The 16,744-nt window shown below is 70.9% G+C and carries 19 protein-coding genes; 12 read left to right on the forward strand and 7 right to left on the reverse strand.

The window, feature by feature from the left end:
* Positions 1–774 carry an SDR family NAD(P)-dependent oxidoreductase gene (locus tag OG627_RS12645; protein ID WP_329064486.1) on the forward strand — a complete coding sequence of 258 codons (774 nt, stop codon included), beginning with the start codon at positions 1–3 and terminating at the stop codon, positions 772–774.
* Between the two features lie 144 nt (positions 775–918).
* Here OG627_RS12645 and groL read toward each other — a convergent pair whose 3' ends face one another.
* From groL to OG627_RS12660, 3 genes are all read right to left on the reverse strand, one after another.
* A complete protein-coding gene (gene groL / locus OG627_RS12650; RefSeq protein WP_329064488.1) occupies positions 919–2,541 on the reverse strand; it encodes a chaperonin GroEL in 1,623 nt (540 codons plus the stop codon).
* Positions 2,542–2,639: 98 nt separating this feature from the next.
* Positions 2,640–2,948, reverse strand: a complete 309-nt coding sequence (groES, locus tag OG627_RS12655; protein WP_023539274.1) for a co-chaperone GroES — start codon at positions 2,946–2,948, stop codon at positions 2,640–2,642.
* 353 nt (positions 2,949–3,301) lie between these two features.
* Positions 3,302–4,375 carry a polysaccharide deacetylase family protein gene (locus OG627_RS12660; RefSeq protein WP_443073464.1) on the reverse strand — a complete coding sequence of 358 codons (1,074 nt, stop codon included), beginning with the start codon at positions 4,373–4,375 and terminating at the stop codon, positions 3,302–3,304.
* 83 nt (positions 4,376–4,458) lie between these two features.
* Here OG627_RS12660 and OG627_RS12665 point away from each other — a divergent pair, with 83 nt between their 5' ends.
* Positions 4,459–5,769, forward strand: a complete 1,311-nt coding sequence (locus tag OG627_RS12665; RefSeq protein ID WP_329064492.1) for a class I SAM-dependent methyltransferase — start codon at positions 4,459–4,461, stop codon at positions 5,767–5,769.
* Between the two features lie 15 nt (positions 5,770–5,784).
* On the opposite strand, the gene OG627_RS12670 is transcribed toward OG627_RS12665, so the two are convergent.
* Positions 5,785–6,162 (reverse strand): hypothetical protein, encoded by a 378-nt coding sequence (locus tag OG627_RS12670; protein WP_329064494.1) that lies wholly within the window; start codon positions 6,160–6,162, stop codon positions 5,785–5,787.
* An 80-nt stretch (positions 6,163–6,242) separates the two neighbouring features.
* Entirely contained in the window at positions 6,243–6,914 is a 672-nt protein-coding gene (locus tag OG627_RS12675) for a hypothetical protein (protein ID WP_329064495.1), read from the reverse strand.
* A 131-nt stretch (positions 6,915–7,045) separates the two neighbouring features.
* On the opposite strand from OG627_RS12675, the gene OG627_RS12680 reads away from it, so the two are divergent.
* Together OG627_RS12680 and OG627_RS12685 are read left to right on the forward strand one after the other, a co-directional pair.
* Complete coding sequence (locus OG627_RS12680; RefSeq protein ID WP_329064497.1) at positions 7,046–7,492, forward strand: SRPBCC family protein; 447 nt, start codon at positions 7,046–7,048, stop codon at positions 7,490–7,492.
* A 236-nt stretch (positions 7,493–7,728) separates the two neighbouring features.
* On the forward strand, positions 7,729–8,076 hold the full coding sequence (locus OG627_RS12685; protein ID WP_329064499.1) for a helix-turn-helix transcriptional regulator: 348 nt from the start codon (positions 7,729–7,731) through the stop codon (positions 8,074–8,076).
* A 105-nt stretch (positions 8,077–8,181) separates the two neighbouring features.
* Here the strand turns inward: OG627_RS12685 and OG627_RS12690 are convergent, their stop codons facing one another.
* On the reverse strand, positions 8,182–8,691 hold the full coding sequence (locus OG627_RS12690) for a DUF3515 family protein (protein WP_329064501.1): 510 nt from the start codon (positions 8,689–8,691) through the stop codon (positions 8,182–8,184).
* Positions 8,692–8,912: 221 nt separating this feature from the next.
* Between OG627_RS12690 and OG627_RS12695 the strand changes: the two genes are divergently transcribed.
* The 7 genes from OG627_RS12695 (at position 8,913) to OG627_RS12725 (ending at position 13,794) form a co-directional block, all read left to right on the forward strand.
* A complete protein-coding gene (locus tag OG627_RS12695) occupies positions 8,913–9,425 on the forward strand; it encodes an RICIN domain-containing protein (RefSeq protein WP_329064503.1) in 513 nt (170 codons plus the stop codon).
* A 74-nt stretch (positions 9,426–9,499) separates the two neighbouring features.
* Entirely contained in the window at positions 9,500–10,714 is a 1,215-nt protein-coding gene (locus OG627_RS12700; RefSeq protein WP_329064505.1) for a hypothetical protein, read from the forward strand.
* An 89-nt stretch (positions 10,715–10,803) separates the two neighbouring features.
* Entirely contained in the window at positions 10,804–11,256 is a 453-nt protein-coding gene (locus OG627_RS12705) for a hypothetical protein (protein WP_329064507.1), read from the forward strand.
* Between the two features lie 7 nt (positions 11,257–11,263).
* Positions 11,264–11,863: a TlpA family protein disulfide reductase gene (locus OG627_RS12710; RefSeq protein WP_329064509.1), complete on the forward strand. Its 600-nt coding sequence runs from the start codon at positions 11,264–11,266 to the stop codon at positions 11,861–11,863.
* The gene (locus tag OG627_RS12715; RefSeq protein WP_329064511.1) at positions 11,860–12,363 is read left to right on the forward strand and encodes a DinB family protein; all 504 of its coding nucleotides are present in this window, start codon (positions 11,860–11,862) and stop codon (positions 12,361–12,363) included. Before OG627_RS12710 ends, OG627_RS12715 begins: the two co-directional genes overlap by 4 nt.
* Positions 12,364–12,736: 373 nt before the next feature.
* A complete protein-coding gene (locus OG627_RS12720; RefSeq protein WP_329064513.1) occupies positions 12,737–13,267 on the forward strand; it encodes a potassium channel family protein in 531 nt (176 codons plus the stop codon).
* Positions 13,268–13,356: 89 nt separating this feature from the next.
* Positions 13,357–13,794 (forward strand): hypothetical protein, encoded by a 438-nt coding sequence (locus OG627_RS12725; RefSeq protein ID WP_329064515.1) that lies wholly within the window; start codon positions 13,357–13,359, stop codon positions 13,792–13,794.
* Positions 13,795–14,088: 294 nt separating this feature from the next.
* On the opposite strand, the gene OG627_RS12730 is transcribed toward OG627_RS12725, so the two are convergent.
* Positions 14,089–15,483 (reverse strand): cystathionine beta-synthase, encoded by a 1,395-nt coding sequence (locus OG627_RS12730; RefSeq protein ID WP_329064517.1) that lies wholly within the window; start codon positions 15,481–15,483, stop codon positions 14,089–14,091.
* 169 nt (positions 15,484–15,652) lie between these two features.
* Between OG627_RS12730 and OG627_RS12735 the strand changes: the two genes are divergently transcribed.
* Entirely contained in the window at positions 15,653–16,678 is a 1,026-nt protein-coding gene (locus OG627_RS12735; protein ID WP_329072610.1) for an SGNH/GDSL hydrolase family protein, read from the forward strand.
* Positions 16,679–16,744 lie beyond the last annotated feature (66 nt).

Consider the following 16,744-nt stretch of genomic DNA (forward strand, 5'->3'; position numbering starts at 1 on the left):
ATGACGACTGCTTTGATTACGGGCTCGACGGCGGGCATCGGCGCCGCCTTCGCGCGGCGGCTGGCGGCGGACGGGCACAACCTCGTGCTGGTGGCCCGCGACATCGAGCGCCTGCGCGATCAGGCCACCGAACTGCACGACCGGCACGGCATCGAGGCCGAGGTGCTGACGGCCGATCTCGCCACGGACGGCGGTATCGAGTCGGTGGAGAAGCGGCTCTCCGACCGGAGAGCACCGGTCGATCTGCTCGTCAACAACGCGGGGTTCGGCAACAAGGGGCGCTTCCTCGAAGTCTCCGTGGCCGACGAGCTGACGATGCTGAAGGTGCACTGCGAGGCGGTGCTGCGGCTGACCACGGTGGCGGTCACCGGCATGAAGACGCGCGGGCGGGGCGGGGTCGTCAATGTGGCGTCGGTGGCCGCGTTCGTGCCGCGCGGGACGTACGGGGCTTCGAAGGCGTGGGTCGTCCAGTTCACCCAGGGGGTGGCCCGGGATCTGACGGATTCGGGGGTGCGGCTGATGGCGCTGTGTCCCGGCATGGTGCGGACGGAGTTCCATGAGCGGGCCGGGATGGGCGTCGACAACGTCCCCGACTGGATGTGGCTGGACGCGGACAAGCTGGTGACGGCGGCGCTGGCGGATCTGGCCCGCGGCAAGACCGTGTCCGTACCGGATCCCCGGTACAAGGCGCTGATGGGAGCGGTGAAGCTGGCACCGCGCGGGCTGCTCGGCGGGATCACGTCGAAGACGGGGCGCAAGTACGGCCCCAAGTGACGCGAATGGCCCTGGTGACGCGAATGGCCCGGCACCCCTGAAGGGGTACCGGGCCCGCTCGCCCGCCGCGGCCCTCGATCGAGGAACCACGACGGCGAGCAGCCACCTCCGCGAGAGCGGCGGCGGCTCAGCCGCAAAGGGTGATCAGTGGCTGTGGCCGTGGCCGCCGCCCGCTTCGGCCTCTTCCTCGGCCGGCTTCTCGACGACCAGGGTCTCGGTCGTGAGCAGCAGCGAGGCGATGGACGCGGCGTTCTCCAGGGCGGAGCGCGTGACCTTGACCGGGTCGATGACGCCGGCCTTCACCAGGTCGACGTACTCGCCGGTGGCGGCGTTGAAGCCGTGGCCCTTGTCCAGCTCCGACACCTTGGAGGTGATGACGTAGCCCTCAAGGCCGGCGTTCTCGGCGATCCAGCGCAGCGGCTCGACGACGGCGCGGCGGACGACCGCGACACCGGTGGCCTCGTCGCCCTCCTTGCCGAGGTTGCCCTCGAGCACCTTGGCGGCGTGCACCAGAGCGGAGCCACCACCGGAGACGATGCCCTCCTCGACCGCGGCGCGGGTCGCGGAGATGGCGTCCTCCAGACGGTGCTTCTTCTCCTTCAGCTCCACCTCGGTGGCGGCGCCGACCCGGATCACGCACACGCCACCGGCCAGCTTCGCCAGACGCTCCTGGAGCTTCTCGCGGTCCCAGTCGGAGTCCGTGGACTCGATCTCGGCCTTGATCTGGTTGACGCGACCGGTGATCTCGTCGCCGGCACCCGCGCCGTCGACGATGGTCGTGTCGTCCTTGGTGACGGTGACGCGGCGGGCGGAGCCCAGCACGTCCAGACCGGCCTGGTCGAGCTTGAGGCCGACCTCCTCGGCGATGACGGTCGCACCGGTGAGGGTGGCGATGTCGCCGAGCATGGCCTTGCGGCGGTCACCGAAGCCGGGGGCCTTCACCGCGACGGCGTTGAAGGTGCCACGGATCTTGTTGACGACGAGGGTGGAGAGCGCCTCGCCCTCGACATCCTCGGCGATGATCAGCAGCGGCTTGGAGCCACCGCCCTGGATGACCTTCTCCAGCAGCGGGAGCAGGTCCTGGATGGAGCCGATCTTGCCCTGGTGGATCAGGATGTACGGGTCGTCGAGGACGGCCTCCATACGCTCCTGGTCGGTCACCATGTACGGGGACAGGTAGCCCTTGTCGAAGGCCATGCCCTCGGTGAAGTCCAGCTCCAGACCGAAGGTGTTGGACTCCTCGACGGTGATGACACCGTCCTTGCCGACCTTGTCCATCGCCTCGGCGATCAGCTCGCCGACCTGGTCGTCCTGCGCGGAGAGCGCGGCGACGGCGGCGATGTCGGACTTGTCGTCGATCGGGCGGGCGGTCGCGAGCAGCTCGTCGGAGACGGCCTTGACCGCGGCGTCGATGCCCTTCTTCAGGGAGGCCGGGGAGGCGCCCGCGGCGACGTTGCGCAGACCCTCGCGGACCAGCGCCTGGGCCAGCACGGTGGCGGTGGTGGTGCCGTCACCCGCGATGTCGTTGGTCTTGGTCGCCACCTCCTTCACGAGCTGGGCGCCGAGGTTCTCGTACGGGTCGTCGAGCTCGACCTCGCGGGCGATCGTGACACCGTCGTTGGTGATGGTGGGGGCGCCGAACTTCTTGTCGATGACGACGTTGCGGCCCTTGGGGCCGATCGTCACCTTCACCGTGTCGGCAAGCTTGTTGACGCCGCGCTCAAGGGCGCGACGGGCGTCCTCGTCGAACTTCAGAATCTTCGCCATGGCTGCTTCTCTTGTCCTCTCGAATGAACTGCGCCCCCGTCCGCCCGGCAATCGCTGGGTGGCCGAGGGCGCAGCTCAAAAGCAAAACTTTCGGTGAATTACTTCTCGATGATCGCGAGCACGTCGCGAGCCGAGAGGACGAGGTATTCCTCGCCGCTGTACTTCACTTCGGTGCCGCCGTACTTGCTGTACAGAACGACATCGCCGACGGAAACGTCGAGCGGAAGCCGCTCGCCGTTCTCGAAACGGCCCGGGCCCACGGCCAGGACGACGCCCTCCTGGGGCTTCTCCTTGGCAGTGTCCGGGATGACCAGGCCAGAGGCCGTGGTCTGCTCGGCGTCGAGCGGCTGGACCACAATGCGGTCCTCGAGCGGCTTGATGGCAACCTTGGTGCTGGCGGTCGTCACGATCCGACCTCCCCCTTCGGAGATCTCACGGGGTTAACTGTCTGAGGGTGGCGACCAGATGGGTCCGTCGTCGCGGGTGCCGGACCTGCTAGTCGCGCTTTGGCACTCTCCAGTGGGGAGTGCCAGACCTGAGACTATGACCGCGATTAGCACTCGGTCAAGCGGAGTGCCAATTCAGGCCGTCGTGGCGGTTCGCTCCACGCGGATCCACGAGGGGGTTCGCTACGGGAACGCACACCCGTGGCCAAGGGTTCCGCCACGGGAAGCGGCGCGGGAAGCGGCGTGAGCGGCCCCGCGCGCCGGCCGCCGTCCCTTCGGACGGCGGCCGGCGCGCGGGGCTCATACCGCGGAGGTCACATGTAGTCCTCCAGCCGGGCCACGGCGTACCCCTTGTCCGTGATCCGCTTCATCGCGGCCCTGATCAGATCGGGCATGGTCGCGTTCCAGTCGTCGCGCCCGCGGAAGTGCGTGAGGACGATGTCGCCGGGGTGCAGGTCCTTGTCCCACTCGCGCCACTCCATGCGGTCGGGATACGCCTCGGCCGTCCAGAGCGGCAGCCCCTTCACCCCGCAGGTCTTGGCGGCCCGCACCGTGTCGCCGTTGTAGTTGCCGTACGGCGGCCTGAAGAGGGTGGGGCGCTTCCCGTACCGCTTCTCCAGCTTGTCCTGCTGGTCACAGATCTCGCGCCTCTGCTCCTCGTAGGACAGCCCCGGCAGGTACTTGTGGTTGAGCGTGTGGTTCTGGAGGGTGACCCCGCGGTCCTGCATCTGCTTGAAGTAGCCGTAGTTGTCGTTGATGACGTAGTCGCTGAGGAAGGCCGTGTACGGGATCTTCAGCTCGGTCATCATCCGCAGCAGTTCGGGGTCCTTCTCCATACCGTCGTCCATCGTCAGGAAGACGACCCGGTCCTTGACGGGGACGGTGGTGAAGACGGGCGGCAGGTTCTCGCCCTCCTGCTCGTCCGCGATCTCGAAGCCCTCACGGTTGGTGATCTTCGGCTTGACGGCGGGTGGCGGGGGCGCGGCCAACGGGGTCTTCGCGAGTCCCCACTTCTTGGCCGCGACGGCGCGCACCGCCTGCGCCCGGCGCACCGCCTCGGCGTTCGTGGAGAGGGCCCCGGCCTCACCCTTCCCCTGCTGCCCGTGCGGTGCCCCGGCGGCCGGGTGCCCCTTGTCGTGCCCCGGCCCTCCGTCGTGGCCCTGGTGGCCGTCGGCGGACTTGCCGGGCGTGGCCGGTCCGCCGGACTCCGTGGCGGCACAGCCGGAGCCGATGGCCGCCACCAGCAGCACGGCCAGCACCGCGCGGCCCCGCCCCAGGCGCCGGTGTCCGCGGGCGGGGCGTCCGGCGCGCTTCCGCGACGCCGCGGAGACCCCCGCATCTCCCGTACCCTTTGAGGTATTTTCTTCGTTTTGTCGTACTAGTTGCATGGCGCCGCATCCTGTCAGCGCGGAACGCCTCCGCACGGCCGACACCGCCGCCGGGACGCGCACCGTCCCCCGGCTGGCCCACAATGGACCGGGTGACCGACCGCGCCTCCACCCCCGCCACCCCCTCCCCCGCCGTCGAGGGCACGCCCTTCGACAGCGCGCCCGCCGAAGGCGCGCCCGCCGAACCCGCCCCCTCCCTCCTCGCGCCGCTGCTCTCCGTCGAGGGGCAGTCCCTCCTCGCCGAGCTGCGGGACCACGACCCCGCGGCGGAACTGGCGGTGGCGACCCGGCTGCGCCGCGATCACCCCGCCGAACTGGTCTCGGCCGCGCTGGCCCAGGCCCGGCTGCGCCAGCGCGCGGTGGTGAAGTTCGGGGCGCGGGACGCGTACCGGATGTACTTCACGCCGAACGGCGTCGAGCAGGCCACCCGCGGCGCCGTCGCCGCCCACCGGGCGGCCAGGTTCCGCGCCCTCATGGCGCCGGCGGACGGCGAAGCGCCCCGGGTCACCGACCTGTGCTGCGGTATCGGCGGCGACGCCATCGAGTTGGTACGCGCGGACCTCGCCGTGTCCGCCGTCGACATCGACCCGCTGACCTGCGAGATCGCCCGCACCAATCTGCGCACGCTGGCGCCCGGCGGACCGCCCGTGACGGTGACGCGGGCCGATGTGCTGGAGTACGACCTGACCGGCGCCGAAGCCTTGTTCATCGACCCGGCGCGGCGCGGCGGCCGGGGCAGGATCTTCAACCCGGAGGCGTACTCACCGCCGCTGTCCTGGGCGATCGAGGCGGTGCGCCGGGTCGGTACGGGCGCGATCAAGATCGCCCCGGGGATTCCGCACGAGCTGGTCCCCGACGACTTCGAGGCCGAGTGGATCTCGTACGGCGGCGATGTCAAGGAGGCCGTGCTCTGGCACCGGCCGGGCGCCGTCGTCCCCGGCACGCGCCGCGCCACTCTGCTCTCGTCCGGCGCCACCGTCACCCTGACGGGCCGCGGCCTGCCCGATCCGCCCGTCCGCCGCACCGGCCGGTTCCTGTACGAGCCCGACGGCGCCGTCATCCGCGCGCATCTGGTCGCCGAGGTGGCCGAGGAGCTGGACGGCGGACTGATCGACGAGACGATCGCCTACATCACGGCCGACGAGGCGCGCCCCACCCCGTACGCGACCGCGTACGAGATCACCGACGAGCTGCCCTTCCACCTCAAGCGGCTCAAGGCCCTGCTCCGCGAGCGCGAGGTGGGCGTCCTGACGGTGAAGAAGCGCGGCTCCGCCGTGGAGCCGGAGGAATTGCGCCGCCGCATGAAACTCAAGGGCCCGCACGCCGCCACGGTCTTCCTCACCAGGGCGGCGGGCGCGCCGACCATGCTGATCGGCCACCCGGTCGGTGCCTGACCCGAGCAGCAGACCTCAGGCCAGGTCCGTCAGCTCGTCCGCGTAGATCCGGGACAGCGGCTGAGGGCCTATGTACTGCTGGCAGTTGCACTGGCGGCGCTCGTACCGCAGGGGCTTCTTCTCCTCGTCCCACTCCACGGGCGCTTCCACGTCCTCGTGGCACTTGCCCTGACGGTCGTGGACCGCCAGATGGTGTGAGCAGCCGCAGACAGGTTCCGGCTGCTTGTGCGCCTCTTCAAGCGCCAGCCGTTCCTTCTCGCGTTCCTGCTCCACCAGCCGCAAGCGCTCCATTCTGCGCTCGTGCCGGGTCTTGAGCGCGGTACGGCCCGTGTCGGCCATCCAGCCGAAGCCACCCACGATGAAGAAGACGAAAACCCACCAAAGCCAGTCCATCCGCCGCCCCTTAGCCCTGAATGGCGCACGCGTTCCTCATTCAGGATAGGCCGGACACCGTAGGAACGGCCTCAACAGCCTCAGCGATGTGCGCCACCGCCCCGGCGGACCGGGATCCGGCGCAGATACCGCGCGGCCCACAGCTGGTGGTCGACCGACCTCAGCAGCCCCAGGAACCCCGTCACCAGGACCGTGGCGCCCAGCCCCAGTACGTACACCAGCTCGCCCAGCACGAGCGGTTCCGGCCCCACGGGATGCTCGGTGGCGGTCAGGACCGTCGCGAAGGGGGGCAGTGCCGTGCGCAGCCCCAGCAGACACAGCGCGACCGACGGCAGCAGCCAAGTGGCACACCGTCCGGGCACCCGCAGCAGACGGGCCGTCGCGGGATCGGGGAAGACCGGTCCGACGCCCGCCCAGTCCACCAGGCGCCGCCGTACGTCCCGGCCCCTGCTCGCCCACAGCGCGAGCCCGACGCCCGCGCCGGCCAGCAGGACGAGTCCGAGGACCAGCGCCGCCAGCCCGGTCGCGTATCCGAGCCCGCCGTCCTCCATGCTCCGGACCGCCAGCCCCAGCGCCGCCCAGCCGACCACCGCGACCGCTCCCAGCAGCCACAGCAGCACCAGCCGCCCGACGGACAGACCGCGCCGCGCCAGCTCCGCCATGGCCCCGTCCCGGACCGCGAGCCGGGCCTCGTGGTCGGACCAGGAACGGATGTCCCGGGGCGGTGGCGGCAGCGGAGTGCGGCTGATCATTCCGCAGAGGTTAGCGGTGCACAGGGACCTCAACGCGGCGGGGTGCCGCGGGGATACGGGGACGGGCCCCGGCCGACCGGGTTCTAGAGTGAGGCGCGACCACCCGCCGCCCCGCCCCGGAAAGGGAATCCGTGCCGCGCTCCGAGATCGTCACCCTGCTGCCCGTCCCTCCCCGGCAGGTCTTCGACGCCTGCCTGGACGTGGAGGCGCACACCCGCTCGATGGCCGCCTCCGGGGAGCGGGCGGTGGGCGGTACGACGCGGGGCGGTCTGACGCTCGGCCAGACGGTGACCTTCCAGGCCCGGCACTTCGGCCTCACCTGGAAACTGACAGCCCGCATCACCGCCTGGGATCCGCCCCGGTCCTTCGTCGACGAACAGACGGCGGGCCCTTTCCGGCACTGGCGCCACGAACACCGCTTCGAGCCCGACGGCGCCGGGGGGACCCGGATGACGGACATCATCGACTTCGCCTCCCCGCTGGGCCCCCTGGGCAGGCTGGCCGACGCCGCCGTCCTGGGCCGGTACATGCCGAGGCTGATCAGGTCCCGCAACGCGTACCTGACGGCGCATCTCTGACGGCCGCGCCCGGCGGCGCGGGAGCATCGCCATCGCGAACTCCGCCCCCGCGCCCTCCGGTCACGTCCACCGGTATCCGGCCACCGCTCGCCTCCGGAGTGTGGCGGGAACCGCGCGGCCCAACCACCGTAATGGCGTGCTTCTGCCGCCCCGCGGCGGTAGATTCACCTCCGGTCTCGGCCGGAATCCAGACCACGGGGGTCTGCTGGGAGAAGCCGGGGCCAGGAAGGCCGAACATGACCGGGGGATCCAACGCACAGGACACGATCCGTTCGCATGTGCGCACGGGACGGAATCCGTCGTACGGCGCGGAACGGCTGGAGAGCCTGACGGGGAGGGAGCGGGAGGTGCTGCTGCTCCTCGGGACAGGACTGGGCAACCGGGAGCTGGCCCGCGAGCTGAAGATCGCGGAGCGCACCGTGAAGGCGCACATCGCGAACATCGTGACCAAGATCGGGCAGCAGACGCGGACACAGGCGGCGATCGTCTCGGCGCTGGCTCATGACACGCTGTGCTCGGATCTGGCGTGCACACGGCACCTCCCCGTGGTCCCCGGGCCGTGGCGGACACCCTCCGCCACGTGATCACCTCCGCCGCGTGACCTGAAGGGCTCCGTGCCGGGCGGGCACGGAGCCCTTCGGCAACTCGGTTCCTCAGCCCGCCAGTTCCTCGATGTCCCGGTCAGCGCCTCAGTTCGCCGCCAGACACTGGGACGTCTGCGGAATGGGAGCGACGAGCCGGGAGAGGCCGACCAAAGCGGCGTCGGTCTTGCCCCCGCCGCCGAAGATGACCTGAGTGGCCGGGCTGCGGCCGTAGGTGACGATGACCTTCCGGTCAGGGGTGGACTGTTCCTGATCGATGACCCAGTCCACGCCGTCGACCGCGAAACACGGGTCACCGCTCGGTCCCGGTGGGGTGACTCCGCAGCGCAGCACGATGCCGCGGTCCCCCCAGACGGCGATGCCGGGAAGGCTGTTGTCGCGTCGGGAGAGGCCACCGAGGGACGCGGGGGCGTCTTCGGTGACGCGCAGGCAGTGGGGCGCGCCGGACTCCTTGGCGGGGGGCACCCCGGCGTCCGTCCCGGTGAGCGCGTGGACCGCGAAGGCCGCGCCGGCGGCCAGGACGCACGCCCCGGTGGCCAGCGCGAGCCCGGTCCGGCGGGTGAGACGCGTGCGACGCGTGAGTTGTGTGAAGGGCATTGCTCGGTGGTCGACTTCCCGATGCGGAGACGGCTGGTCAGAACGTCGGGGCACCGGGACGCAGAGGTGGACGCGGCCCGTTTTCCGCTCCCGCGCCGGCCCCGCCCCTTCGGGTATTGCCCTTTCGGACACCTCCCCAACGGACATGGTGGCAGCCGGCATTCACCTCTACGTTCGATGTGTCCAACGGATCGACGGTATCGGACGTTCAGGGGGAATCGATGCGCACAACAGCCAGTTCATTCGCACTCGCCGTGCTGATGGCCGGAACGGCGGCCGGGGTCGCGGCTCCGGCCCAGGCCGCGCAGCGGGCGGCGGATCCGTACGCGCACACCCGGCTGGAGCGGGTGTGGGCACCGAAGGTATGCCTGTCCATGGGGGGCAGCAAGAAGAACAACGCGCGGCTGGTCGTCGGCAAGTGCGCCAAGACCGACAAGACGCAGCGCTGGACGATGAAGCGGCTGAGCGGCAACAAGTCACTGCTGACCATCAAGAACGACAAGTCCGGCAAGTGCCTGAACGTGGGCTCCAAGAGCCGCCTCGTCCAGTCCACCTGCAAGGCGTCGGCCAAGAGCCAGCAGTGGGCGCTCAGCGGCTCACTCATCATCAGCAAGTCGAAGGGCAAGGCGATCGCCTCGAACTCGACCAAGTCCGGTTCGAAGCCGTATCTGGAGACACGGCACTCCAGCCCGTCGGACAAGGAGCGGGTGCGTCAGGAGTGGGGTCTTTCCTGACCGGGCCCGGCCGGATGCCCGGACAACGCGACAGACGACGCGACAGACCTCCCCCGACCAAAGGAGTGTTTCTCATGCGGTGGAGCCGATCCGTGCCACGCGTGCTCGCGGTGGCGGCGATTCCCCCGGTCCTTCTGGCGTCCTCGCTGACCGCCGCCGCCGGGCAGGAGGTGCCCGCGGCGGCGGCCGGCGGTACGCCCACGTTCGTCCTGGACGCGGACAGCGGCCTGTTCGGCGGGGCGAAGCCGGCCCTCCGGACGTCCTCGTCGGCCCGGGTGACACCGGTCAGGACGTACGTGGGCGAGGCGACCGACACCCAGATCCTGGCGGCCGGTGGCCAGCGGGTGATCGCCGACATCACGCTCGCGTCCTCCCCGGCGAAGGCGGAGCGGGCGGCGTGGGCGGCGTCGTCCCGGTTCGTGGATCTGTCCTGGCCCGATCTGGGGGCTTCCCGGTACGAGGTCTACCGCGACGGTGTGAAGATCGCGAACGCGTCCGGTCACAGCCTGCGGGACACCGGGGTTCCGGCGGGCAGCGAGGTCCGTTACACCATCACGGGCGAGGTCGGGGGCGTCGGGCACACCTGGGGTCTGACCGCGACCGTTCCGGTGTCCGACGACGCCGCCACCCTCGCGAAGACAGCGCGGCAGGTCGAGGCGAAGGCGAAGAAGTACACCAGGACCACGGTGGTGTGGCGGTCGTTCATCCGGCAGAAGTGGGCCACCATTCCGAGCAAGCTCGGCTCGGTGTCGGGCTGCAAGTACACCAAGGGCTACAAGTACGCCGGTGACAACCGCGGCTTCTCCAGCAAGGTGACCGGCCCGGCGTTCCGGGCCGGCCTCCGCGGGACCGTGTACTGGACGAAGTCCTCGTACGACCTGTTCCCGCAGACCGGCGTGACGAAGGTGTACAAGGCCAAGACCGGCAAGTTCGTGGAGAAGCGGAAGGCGTCAGCGAAGGGCATCGACTTCCGGACGAAGTCCAAGTACGACGGCAAGACCCGCGACGTGCACGGGCAGATCGAGGCGACGGACCCGTTCTGCCCGACCGGCGGGGTCTCCCGGGCGGGCATCGGCGTGTTCTACGACGCGCGGCTGGCGCGCAACGGCGACTTCTACGTGTCGGGCAAGTACCGGCAGGCCCCGGACCACGAGATGTACCTGTACGGGTACACCAGCAGCACCAAGCACACCACGAAGACCGTGCACCAGTCGAGAATGGCAAGCCTGCTGTGCCTGTCCCAGCCGGCGTGCGAGCGGGGCACGATCGGCAACTACGGGGGCTACTGACCCCCGGGCCCCGGTCAGCCGGTACGGAGAGGACAATGAGCCGTGAAGCGGGACGCCGTCGGGCGGCCCGTGACGAAAGGGGGGTCGACGTGACCGTGACCTGGCGCAGTGCCGTCTCCTACGCGCTCACCGTCGTTGTTCTGTCCTGGCTGACCGGGGCCGGGGTCGACCTCGCCTGGCAGGCGGCGTCCGGTGGCCTCGGGGCCTGGGTGTCGTTCTGGGTGACGGACCCGTGGAACGCCGTCTTCGTCGTGACCGCGGTCATCGCCCTCACCCTGGTCCGCCGGGTGCTCGCGGTGCTGCCGAACTGGCGTGTGGCGCTGATCGACGGGGCGGTCTACCTGGCGGTGCTGCTGCTCTGCTCGGGGATCTCGGCATGGGCCGCCGGTGACGAAGGGCCGGTGGACGCGGCGTTCGTCATGGCGATCCTCGCCCTCTTCACACTGCAACTCCCGGCGGCCTGGCTGCTGTCCGCGTGGCGGTCACCGCACCTGGAGGTCGTCCTCAGCCGCGCCGGGGCGCGCGGGCCGGCGGCGGTCTGACCGGGCGATGCGCACCCCTCGCACGGCGCTGGTGACCTGCGCCCTCCTCACCAGCGGCGCGCTGCTCACGGGCTGCGCCGCTCCGGAACCGGTCAGCGACTCCACCCCGGGGGACGCGTTCAGCAAGGTCTACGCGGAGGGCGAGCGCCCCACGGCCCCCGACCTCACCGGGAACTCCCTGGAGGGGGACGAGATCCGCCTGTCCGACCACCGGGGCAAGGTCGTCCTGCTCAACGCGTGGGCCTCATGGTGCGGTCCCTGCCGGGCGGAGGCGCCCGAGCTGAAGAAGATCCAGGAGAAGTGGGGCGGCCGCGGCGTCGACGTACTGGGCATCGACAACGACCACAGCCAGGCCGACGCCCTCGCGTTCCAGCAGGAGTTCCGTCTCCCCTACCCGTCCCTGCACGACCCCGCCAAACGGCAGATCCTGAGACTCCCGCGCGGCCTGGTGAACGCGCAGTCCCTCCCGTTCACGATCGTCGTCGACCGGACGGGGAAGGTGGCGGCGGCCCGGATGGGCATGGTGACCGAGGCGGAGGTGGCGAAGCTCCTCACCCCCCTGCTGCCCACTCCCACGAATCCCTCGAACGGGGCGCCCACTCCATGACCGAACGCGTCGGCCCGTCCCCGACCTCCGGCGAGCGCGAGATGCTCCGCTCGTATCTCGACTTTCACCGGGCGACCCTGGCCATGAAGACCGAGGGCCTGAGCGACGAGGAGCTGCGGCGGCGGTCGATGCCGCCCTCCACGCTCTGCCTGATGGGGCTCGTCCGGCATATGGCCGAGGTGGAGCGCGCCTGGTTCCGCCGGGTCGTCAACGGGGAGGACATCCCGCTCGTATGGTCCCCCGAGGGCGACTACCAGGTGGCGTACGAGCCCGGCACGGCCACGCGCGAGGAGGCGTTCGGCGCCTGGCGTACGGAGGTCGAGCACGCCCGCCGGATCGAGGCGGCGGCGGAGTCGCTGGAGGTGACGGCCCATGCGGCGAGCTGGCGGGAAGAGGTGTCCCTGCGGATGGTGATGCTGCATCTGATCCATGAGTACGCCCGCCACAACGGCCACGCCGACCTCCTGCGCGAGGCGATCGACGGCAGCGTGGGCGCCTGACGGACGGACGGGCGCGGAGGCCAACGGGCGGGGGCAGGAGAGCCGGAGCGGGGCGGCGGCGTCAGTGCGCCGCCGGCGCACCCCGCCGCGCCGGTACGACCAGCAGCACCGCCCACCGGTAGTGCTCCACCGCCCGCGCGGCGGAGGAGGCGGCAGAGGGGTACGGGGCGGCATGGGCCCGAGGCTGTCGCCCGGCCCGCGCCCCTCCGCCCGGTCCCCCCGGGCGAGTGTGTGTCAGAACCCGGCGAACCGGCCCGTCCCGCGTAGCTTCGAGGCGGCCACCGCGCCATGAAGCACCGAAGCACCGAAGTACCGAAGTACCGAAGTACCGCCCGCAGTACCGCTCGCGACCGCTCCCCGGTGAGGTACGTCCATGCCGCCGCTCTCCCCCCTCTACCTGCTGCGCAGACTGCTCGGCAACGAACGGTGGCGGCGGCTGCACGTCAAGGCCGCCTCGTGGGCCGCCCTCGGGGTCGTCGTGGTCCTGCTGCTCGGCTCCTGGATCATCGTCCCGTTCGAGCTGGCGGCGCCCAAGGCGACCATCACCTCGTTCCCGCTCGCCCTGTGGTGGTCCGTCGAGACCGCGACCACCGTCGGGTACGGCGACCTCTATCCCGTGACCGTCCCGGGCCGCCTGATCGCGGGCGTGGTGATGCTGGTCGGGATCTCGGTCTTCAGCATCGTCACCGCGTCCCTGGCCACCTGGTTCGTCGGCAGCGCGGCGCGGCGCGCCCACAAGGTCGCCGAAGCGCTCGAAGGCGCCGAGCGGAAGGGGAGGGCGGAAGCCTCCGACGAACTGCGCGCCCTGCACGCCCGCTTCGACCACCTCGAACAGCTGGTGCGGCGCTCGGGCGGCCCGGGGCCGGGGCCGGGTCCGGGCCCGGACCAGCCGCCCTCCGCCTGACGCTCCGGCCCCGTCCCTGACGCCTCCCCCCGCCGGATACGGGGGCATGCCCCACTGTCCGGGACGCTTCCGCCGCCTACCGTTGGCCCATGGACGCCCACGACCCCGATCTGCGGAAAGAACTCAACGCGACCCTCCAGGCCCGGCGGGATCTGGGGGAGGAATACGACTCCGCGCTCGTCGAATCGTTCCTGGAGAAGGTCGAGCGGCGACTGGACAGTACGGCCGACCGCCAGGTGCGCCGTCAGCTCGCGGAACAGCAGCTGGCGGCCGCCCGCGGATCCTCGCGCCCGTCCGGGGCGGCCGAGGGGTTCGGTGAGCGCTTCGGCTTCGCGGTGATCTCACTGATTCTCGCCGTCCCGCTCTCCGCGATCGCCGTCGTGAACGCCGGGATCGGCGGCCTGATCGTCTGCTGGCTGGGCATCGTCGGGGTGAACGCCCTCAACTCGGCGCACCGGATGCCCTCGGCCCCATGGGGACAGTGGAAGGAACGGCGGCGGCAGGAGTCCTCCGACTGGGAGGGCTGACCGGCCCGGCCGGTCCGGCGCGGGAGGCGGGGAAAAGATAGTCGCGGGGACCGCCGCACCCCCGTTACCGGGGGGCGGGACGACGGCGGTCCCCGCGAGGGACACGCTCCGGGTCAGGGCCGGCTTACGTGTCCGGGCGTCCATGGAGGTCCGGGAGCCGCTCCGGAAGTCCTTGACGCCGACAACAACCAATGTGCCGGACGCGTGTTAAGAGGGTGCTGCGCGGACGTGTCGCGCTCGTACCACTTTCACGAACCCGCGACTCCGGGCGGCTCGTTCACCCGCTCCGAGCGGCTACTTCGCGTCCTTGGAGAGGAACGCCAGCAGATCCTGCCTGCTCACCACGCCGGTCGGCTTGCCCTCCACCAGCACGATCGCGGCGTCCGACGCACCGGGACCGCTCAGCGCGGCCATCAGGTCGGCCACCGGCTCGCCCGAGCCGACCTGCGGCAGCGGCGACGACATGTGCTTCTCCAGCGGGTCGCCGAGCGAGGCGCGCTGGGTGAACAGCGCGTCGAGCAGCTCCCGCTCGACGACGGAGCCGATGACCTCGGCGGCCATCACGTCGGGGTGACCCGCGCCCGGCTTGACGATCGGCATCTGCGAGACGCCGTACTCGCGCAGGACCTCGATGGCCTCGCCGACGGTCTCCTCGGGGTGCATGTGCACGAGCGTCGGGATGGGGCCCGCCTTGTACTGGAGCACGTCGGAGACGCGCGGCGCGTCCCCGCTGTGGTCGAGGAAGCCGTAGTCGTTCATCCACTCGTCGTTGAAGATCTTGCTGAGGTAGCCGCGGCCGCTGTCCGGCAGCAGGACGACGACCACGTCGTCGGGTCCGAGCCCCTCCGCCACCTTCAGCGCGGCCACGACCGCCATGCCGCAGGAGCCGCCGACGAGCAGGCCCTCCTCCTTGGCGAGGCGCCGGGTCATCTGGAAGGAGTCCTTGTCGGAGACGGCGACGATCTCGTCCGTCACCGTACGGTCGTACGCGGTCGGCCAGAAGTCCTCACCGACGCCCTCGACCAGGTACGGCCGGCCCGAGCCGCCCGAGTAGACCGACCCCTCGGGGTCGGCGCCCACGATCCGCACCCGCCCGTCGCTGGCCTCCTTGAGGAAGCGGCCGGTGCCGGAGATGGTGCCGCCCGTACCGACGCCCGCGACGAAATGGGTGATTCTTCCGTCCGTCTGCTTCCACAGCTCGGGACCGGTCGTCTCGTAGTGCGAACGGGGGTTGTTCGGGTTGCTGTACTGGTCCGGCTTCCAGGCGCCCGGTGTCTCGCGCACCAGCCGGTCGGAGACGTTGTAGTACGAGTCGGGGTGCTCGGGGTCGACCGCCGTGGGGCAGACGACGACCTCGGCGCCGTACGCGCGCAGCACGTTGATCTTGTCCGTGGAGACCTTGTCGGGGCAGACGAAAATGCACTTGTAGCCCTTCCGCTGGGCCACGATGGCAAGGCCGACGCCCGTGTTGCCGCTCGTCGGTTCGACGATCGTGCCGCCGGGCAGCAGCTCTCCGCTCTCCTCCGCGGCCTCGATCATGCGCAGGGCGATCCGGTCCTTGACCGAACCTCCGGGGTTGAAGTATTCGACCTTGGCCAGGACTGTCGCCTGAATGCCTTCGGTCACGCTGGTCAGCTTCAGCAGCGGGGTATTGCCAACCAGACTGATCATCGAGTCGTGGAATTGCACCGTTGTCTCCGGGGTCTCCGTGATGGTCCGGCCAGCGTATGCGCCTCCGGGTGAGATTGGGCGACGGTCCTTACGGGGCAGTTAGCTGGTGTACGTGCCCTTCGACCGGACGACCGGGGCGCGTACTCGTACGCACAGGGAGGTGACGCGGACGGTGTCGAGGGCGAGGGTGGCACGGCGGATCGCCGCGGGCGCGGCATACGGCGGCGGCAGCATCGGGCTGCTGGGCGCGGCGGGAGTCGGGGTACTGCTGGCGGAGGTCCAGCTCGCGAAGCGGTCGGTGGGCGGCGGGGTCGCTCCCGTACCGCCCCGCGGGGACGGCTGGTACGGGCTGGCCTTCGGACACACCGAACCGCTGCGGATGGGCATGCTCGGCGACTCCACCGCGGCGGGCCAGGGCGTACGCAGGGCCGGGCAGACACCGGGGGCGCTGCTCGCCTCGGGACTGGCGGCGGTCGCGGAGCGCCCGGTGGATCTGCGGAACGTGGCGCTGCCGGGCGCCAGGTCGGACGATCTGGAACGCCAGGTCACCCAGCTGCTGTCGGCGACGACCCATCCGCCGGACGTCTGCGTGATCATGATCGGCGCCAATGACGTCACGCACCGGATGCCGGCGACCGAGTCGGTGCGGTGCCTGGCGGCGGCGGTACGGCGGCTGCGGACGGCCGGCGCGGAGGTCGTCGTCGGCACCTGCCCGGATCTGGGCACGATCGAGCCGGTGTACCAGCCGCTGCGCTGGGTGGCCCGCCGGGTGAGCCGGCAGCTGGCCGCCGCGCAGACGATCGTGGCGGTCGAGCAGGGCGGCCGTACGGTCTCGCTGGGGGACCTGCTGGGCCCGGAGTTCGCCGCGAACCCCCGGGAGCTGTTCGGCCCGGACAACTACCACCCCTCGGCCGAGGGGTACGCGACGGCGGCGATGGCGCTCCTGCCCACGCTCTGCGCGGTGCTGGGCCTGTGGCCGGAGACGGACCACCTCGACGCGTCCCGGGACGAGGACATGCTCACGGTGGCGAAGGCGGCTTCGGCGGCGGCCGCCCAGGCGGGTACGGAGGTCACGGGCGTCCGGGCGCCCTGGGCGCTGCTCAAGCACCGCAGGCGCCGCCATGTGCTGCCCACCACCGACGCGCGGGCGGGGGCGGCGGACGAGGAGGAGGGCGCCGGGCGGGACGCCAGGCAGACGCCGAGCAAGAAGTGACCACCGTTCTGAGCAAGCGCTTAGAAAAGAGTCCCGCATCACATGTCCGCCCCGGTGACCCACGCG

It is taken from the genome of Streptomyces sp. NBC_01429 (assembly GCF_036231945.1).
GTDB lineage: Bacteria > Actinomycetota > Actinomycetes > Streptomycetales > Streptomycetaceae > Streptomyces.

Bases quoted from the DNA above. Each gene is read 5' to 3' on its own strand.
- OG627_RS12700 (WP_329064505.1), top strand. From the start codon at position 9,500: ATGCGGTGGAGCCGATCCGTGCCACGCGTGCTCGCGGTGGCGGCGATT.
- OG627_RS12685 (WP_329064499.1), top strand. From the start codon at position 7,729: ATGACCGGGGGATCCAACGCACAGGACACGATCCGTTCGCATGTGCGC.
- OG627_RS12665 (WP_329064492.1), top strand. From the start codon at position 4,459: ATGGACCGGGTGACCGACCGCGCCTCCACCCCCGCCACCCCCTCCCCC.
- OG627_RS12695 (WP_329064503.1), top strand. From the start codon at position 8,913: ATGCGCACAACAGCCAGTTCATTCGCACTCGCCGTGCTGATGGCCGGA.
- OG627_RS12725 (WP_329064515.1), top strand. From the start codon at position 13,357: ATGGACGCCCACGACCCCGATCTGCGGAAAGAACTCAACGCGACCCTC.
- OG627_RS12660 (WP_443073464.1), bottom strand. From the start codon at position 4,375: ATGCAACTAGTACGACAAAACGAAGAAAATACCTCAAAGGGTACGGGA.
- OG627_RS12690 (WP_329064501.1), bottom strand. From the start codon at position 8,691: ATGCCCTTCACACAACTCACGCGTCGCACGCGTCTCACCCGCCGGACC.
- OG627_RS12645 (WP_329064486.1), top strand. From the start codon at position 1: ATGACGACTGCTTTGATTACGGGCTCGACGGCGGGCATCGGCGCCGCC.
- OG627_RS12670 (WP_329064494.1), bottom strand. From the start codon at position 6,162: ATGGACTGGCTTTGGTGGGTTTTCGTCTTCTTCATCGTGGGTGGCTTC.
- groL (WP_329064488.1), bottom strand. From the start codon at position 2,541: ATGGCGAAGATTCTGAAGTTCGACGAGGACGCCCGTCGCGCCCTTGAG.
- OG627_RS12715 (WP_329064511.1), top strand. From the start codon at position 11,860: ATGACCGAACGCGTCGGCCCGTCCCCGACCTCCGGCGAGCGCGAGATG.
- OG627_RS12710 (WP_329064509.1), top strand. From the start codon at position 11,264: ATGCGCACCCCTCGCACGGCGCTGGTGACCTGCGCCCTCCTCACCAGC.
- OG627_RS12720 (WP_329064513.1), top strand. From the start codon at position 12,737: ATGCCGCCGCTCTCCCCCCTCTACCTGCTGCGCAGACTGCTCGGCAAC.
- OG627_RS12675 (WP_329064495.1), bottom strand. From the start codon at position 6,914: ATGATCAGCCGCACTCCGCTGCCGCCACCGCCCCGGGACATCCGTTCC.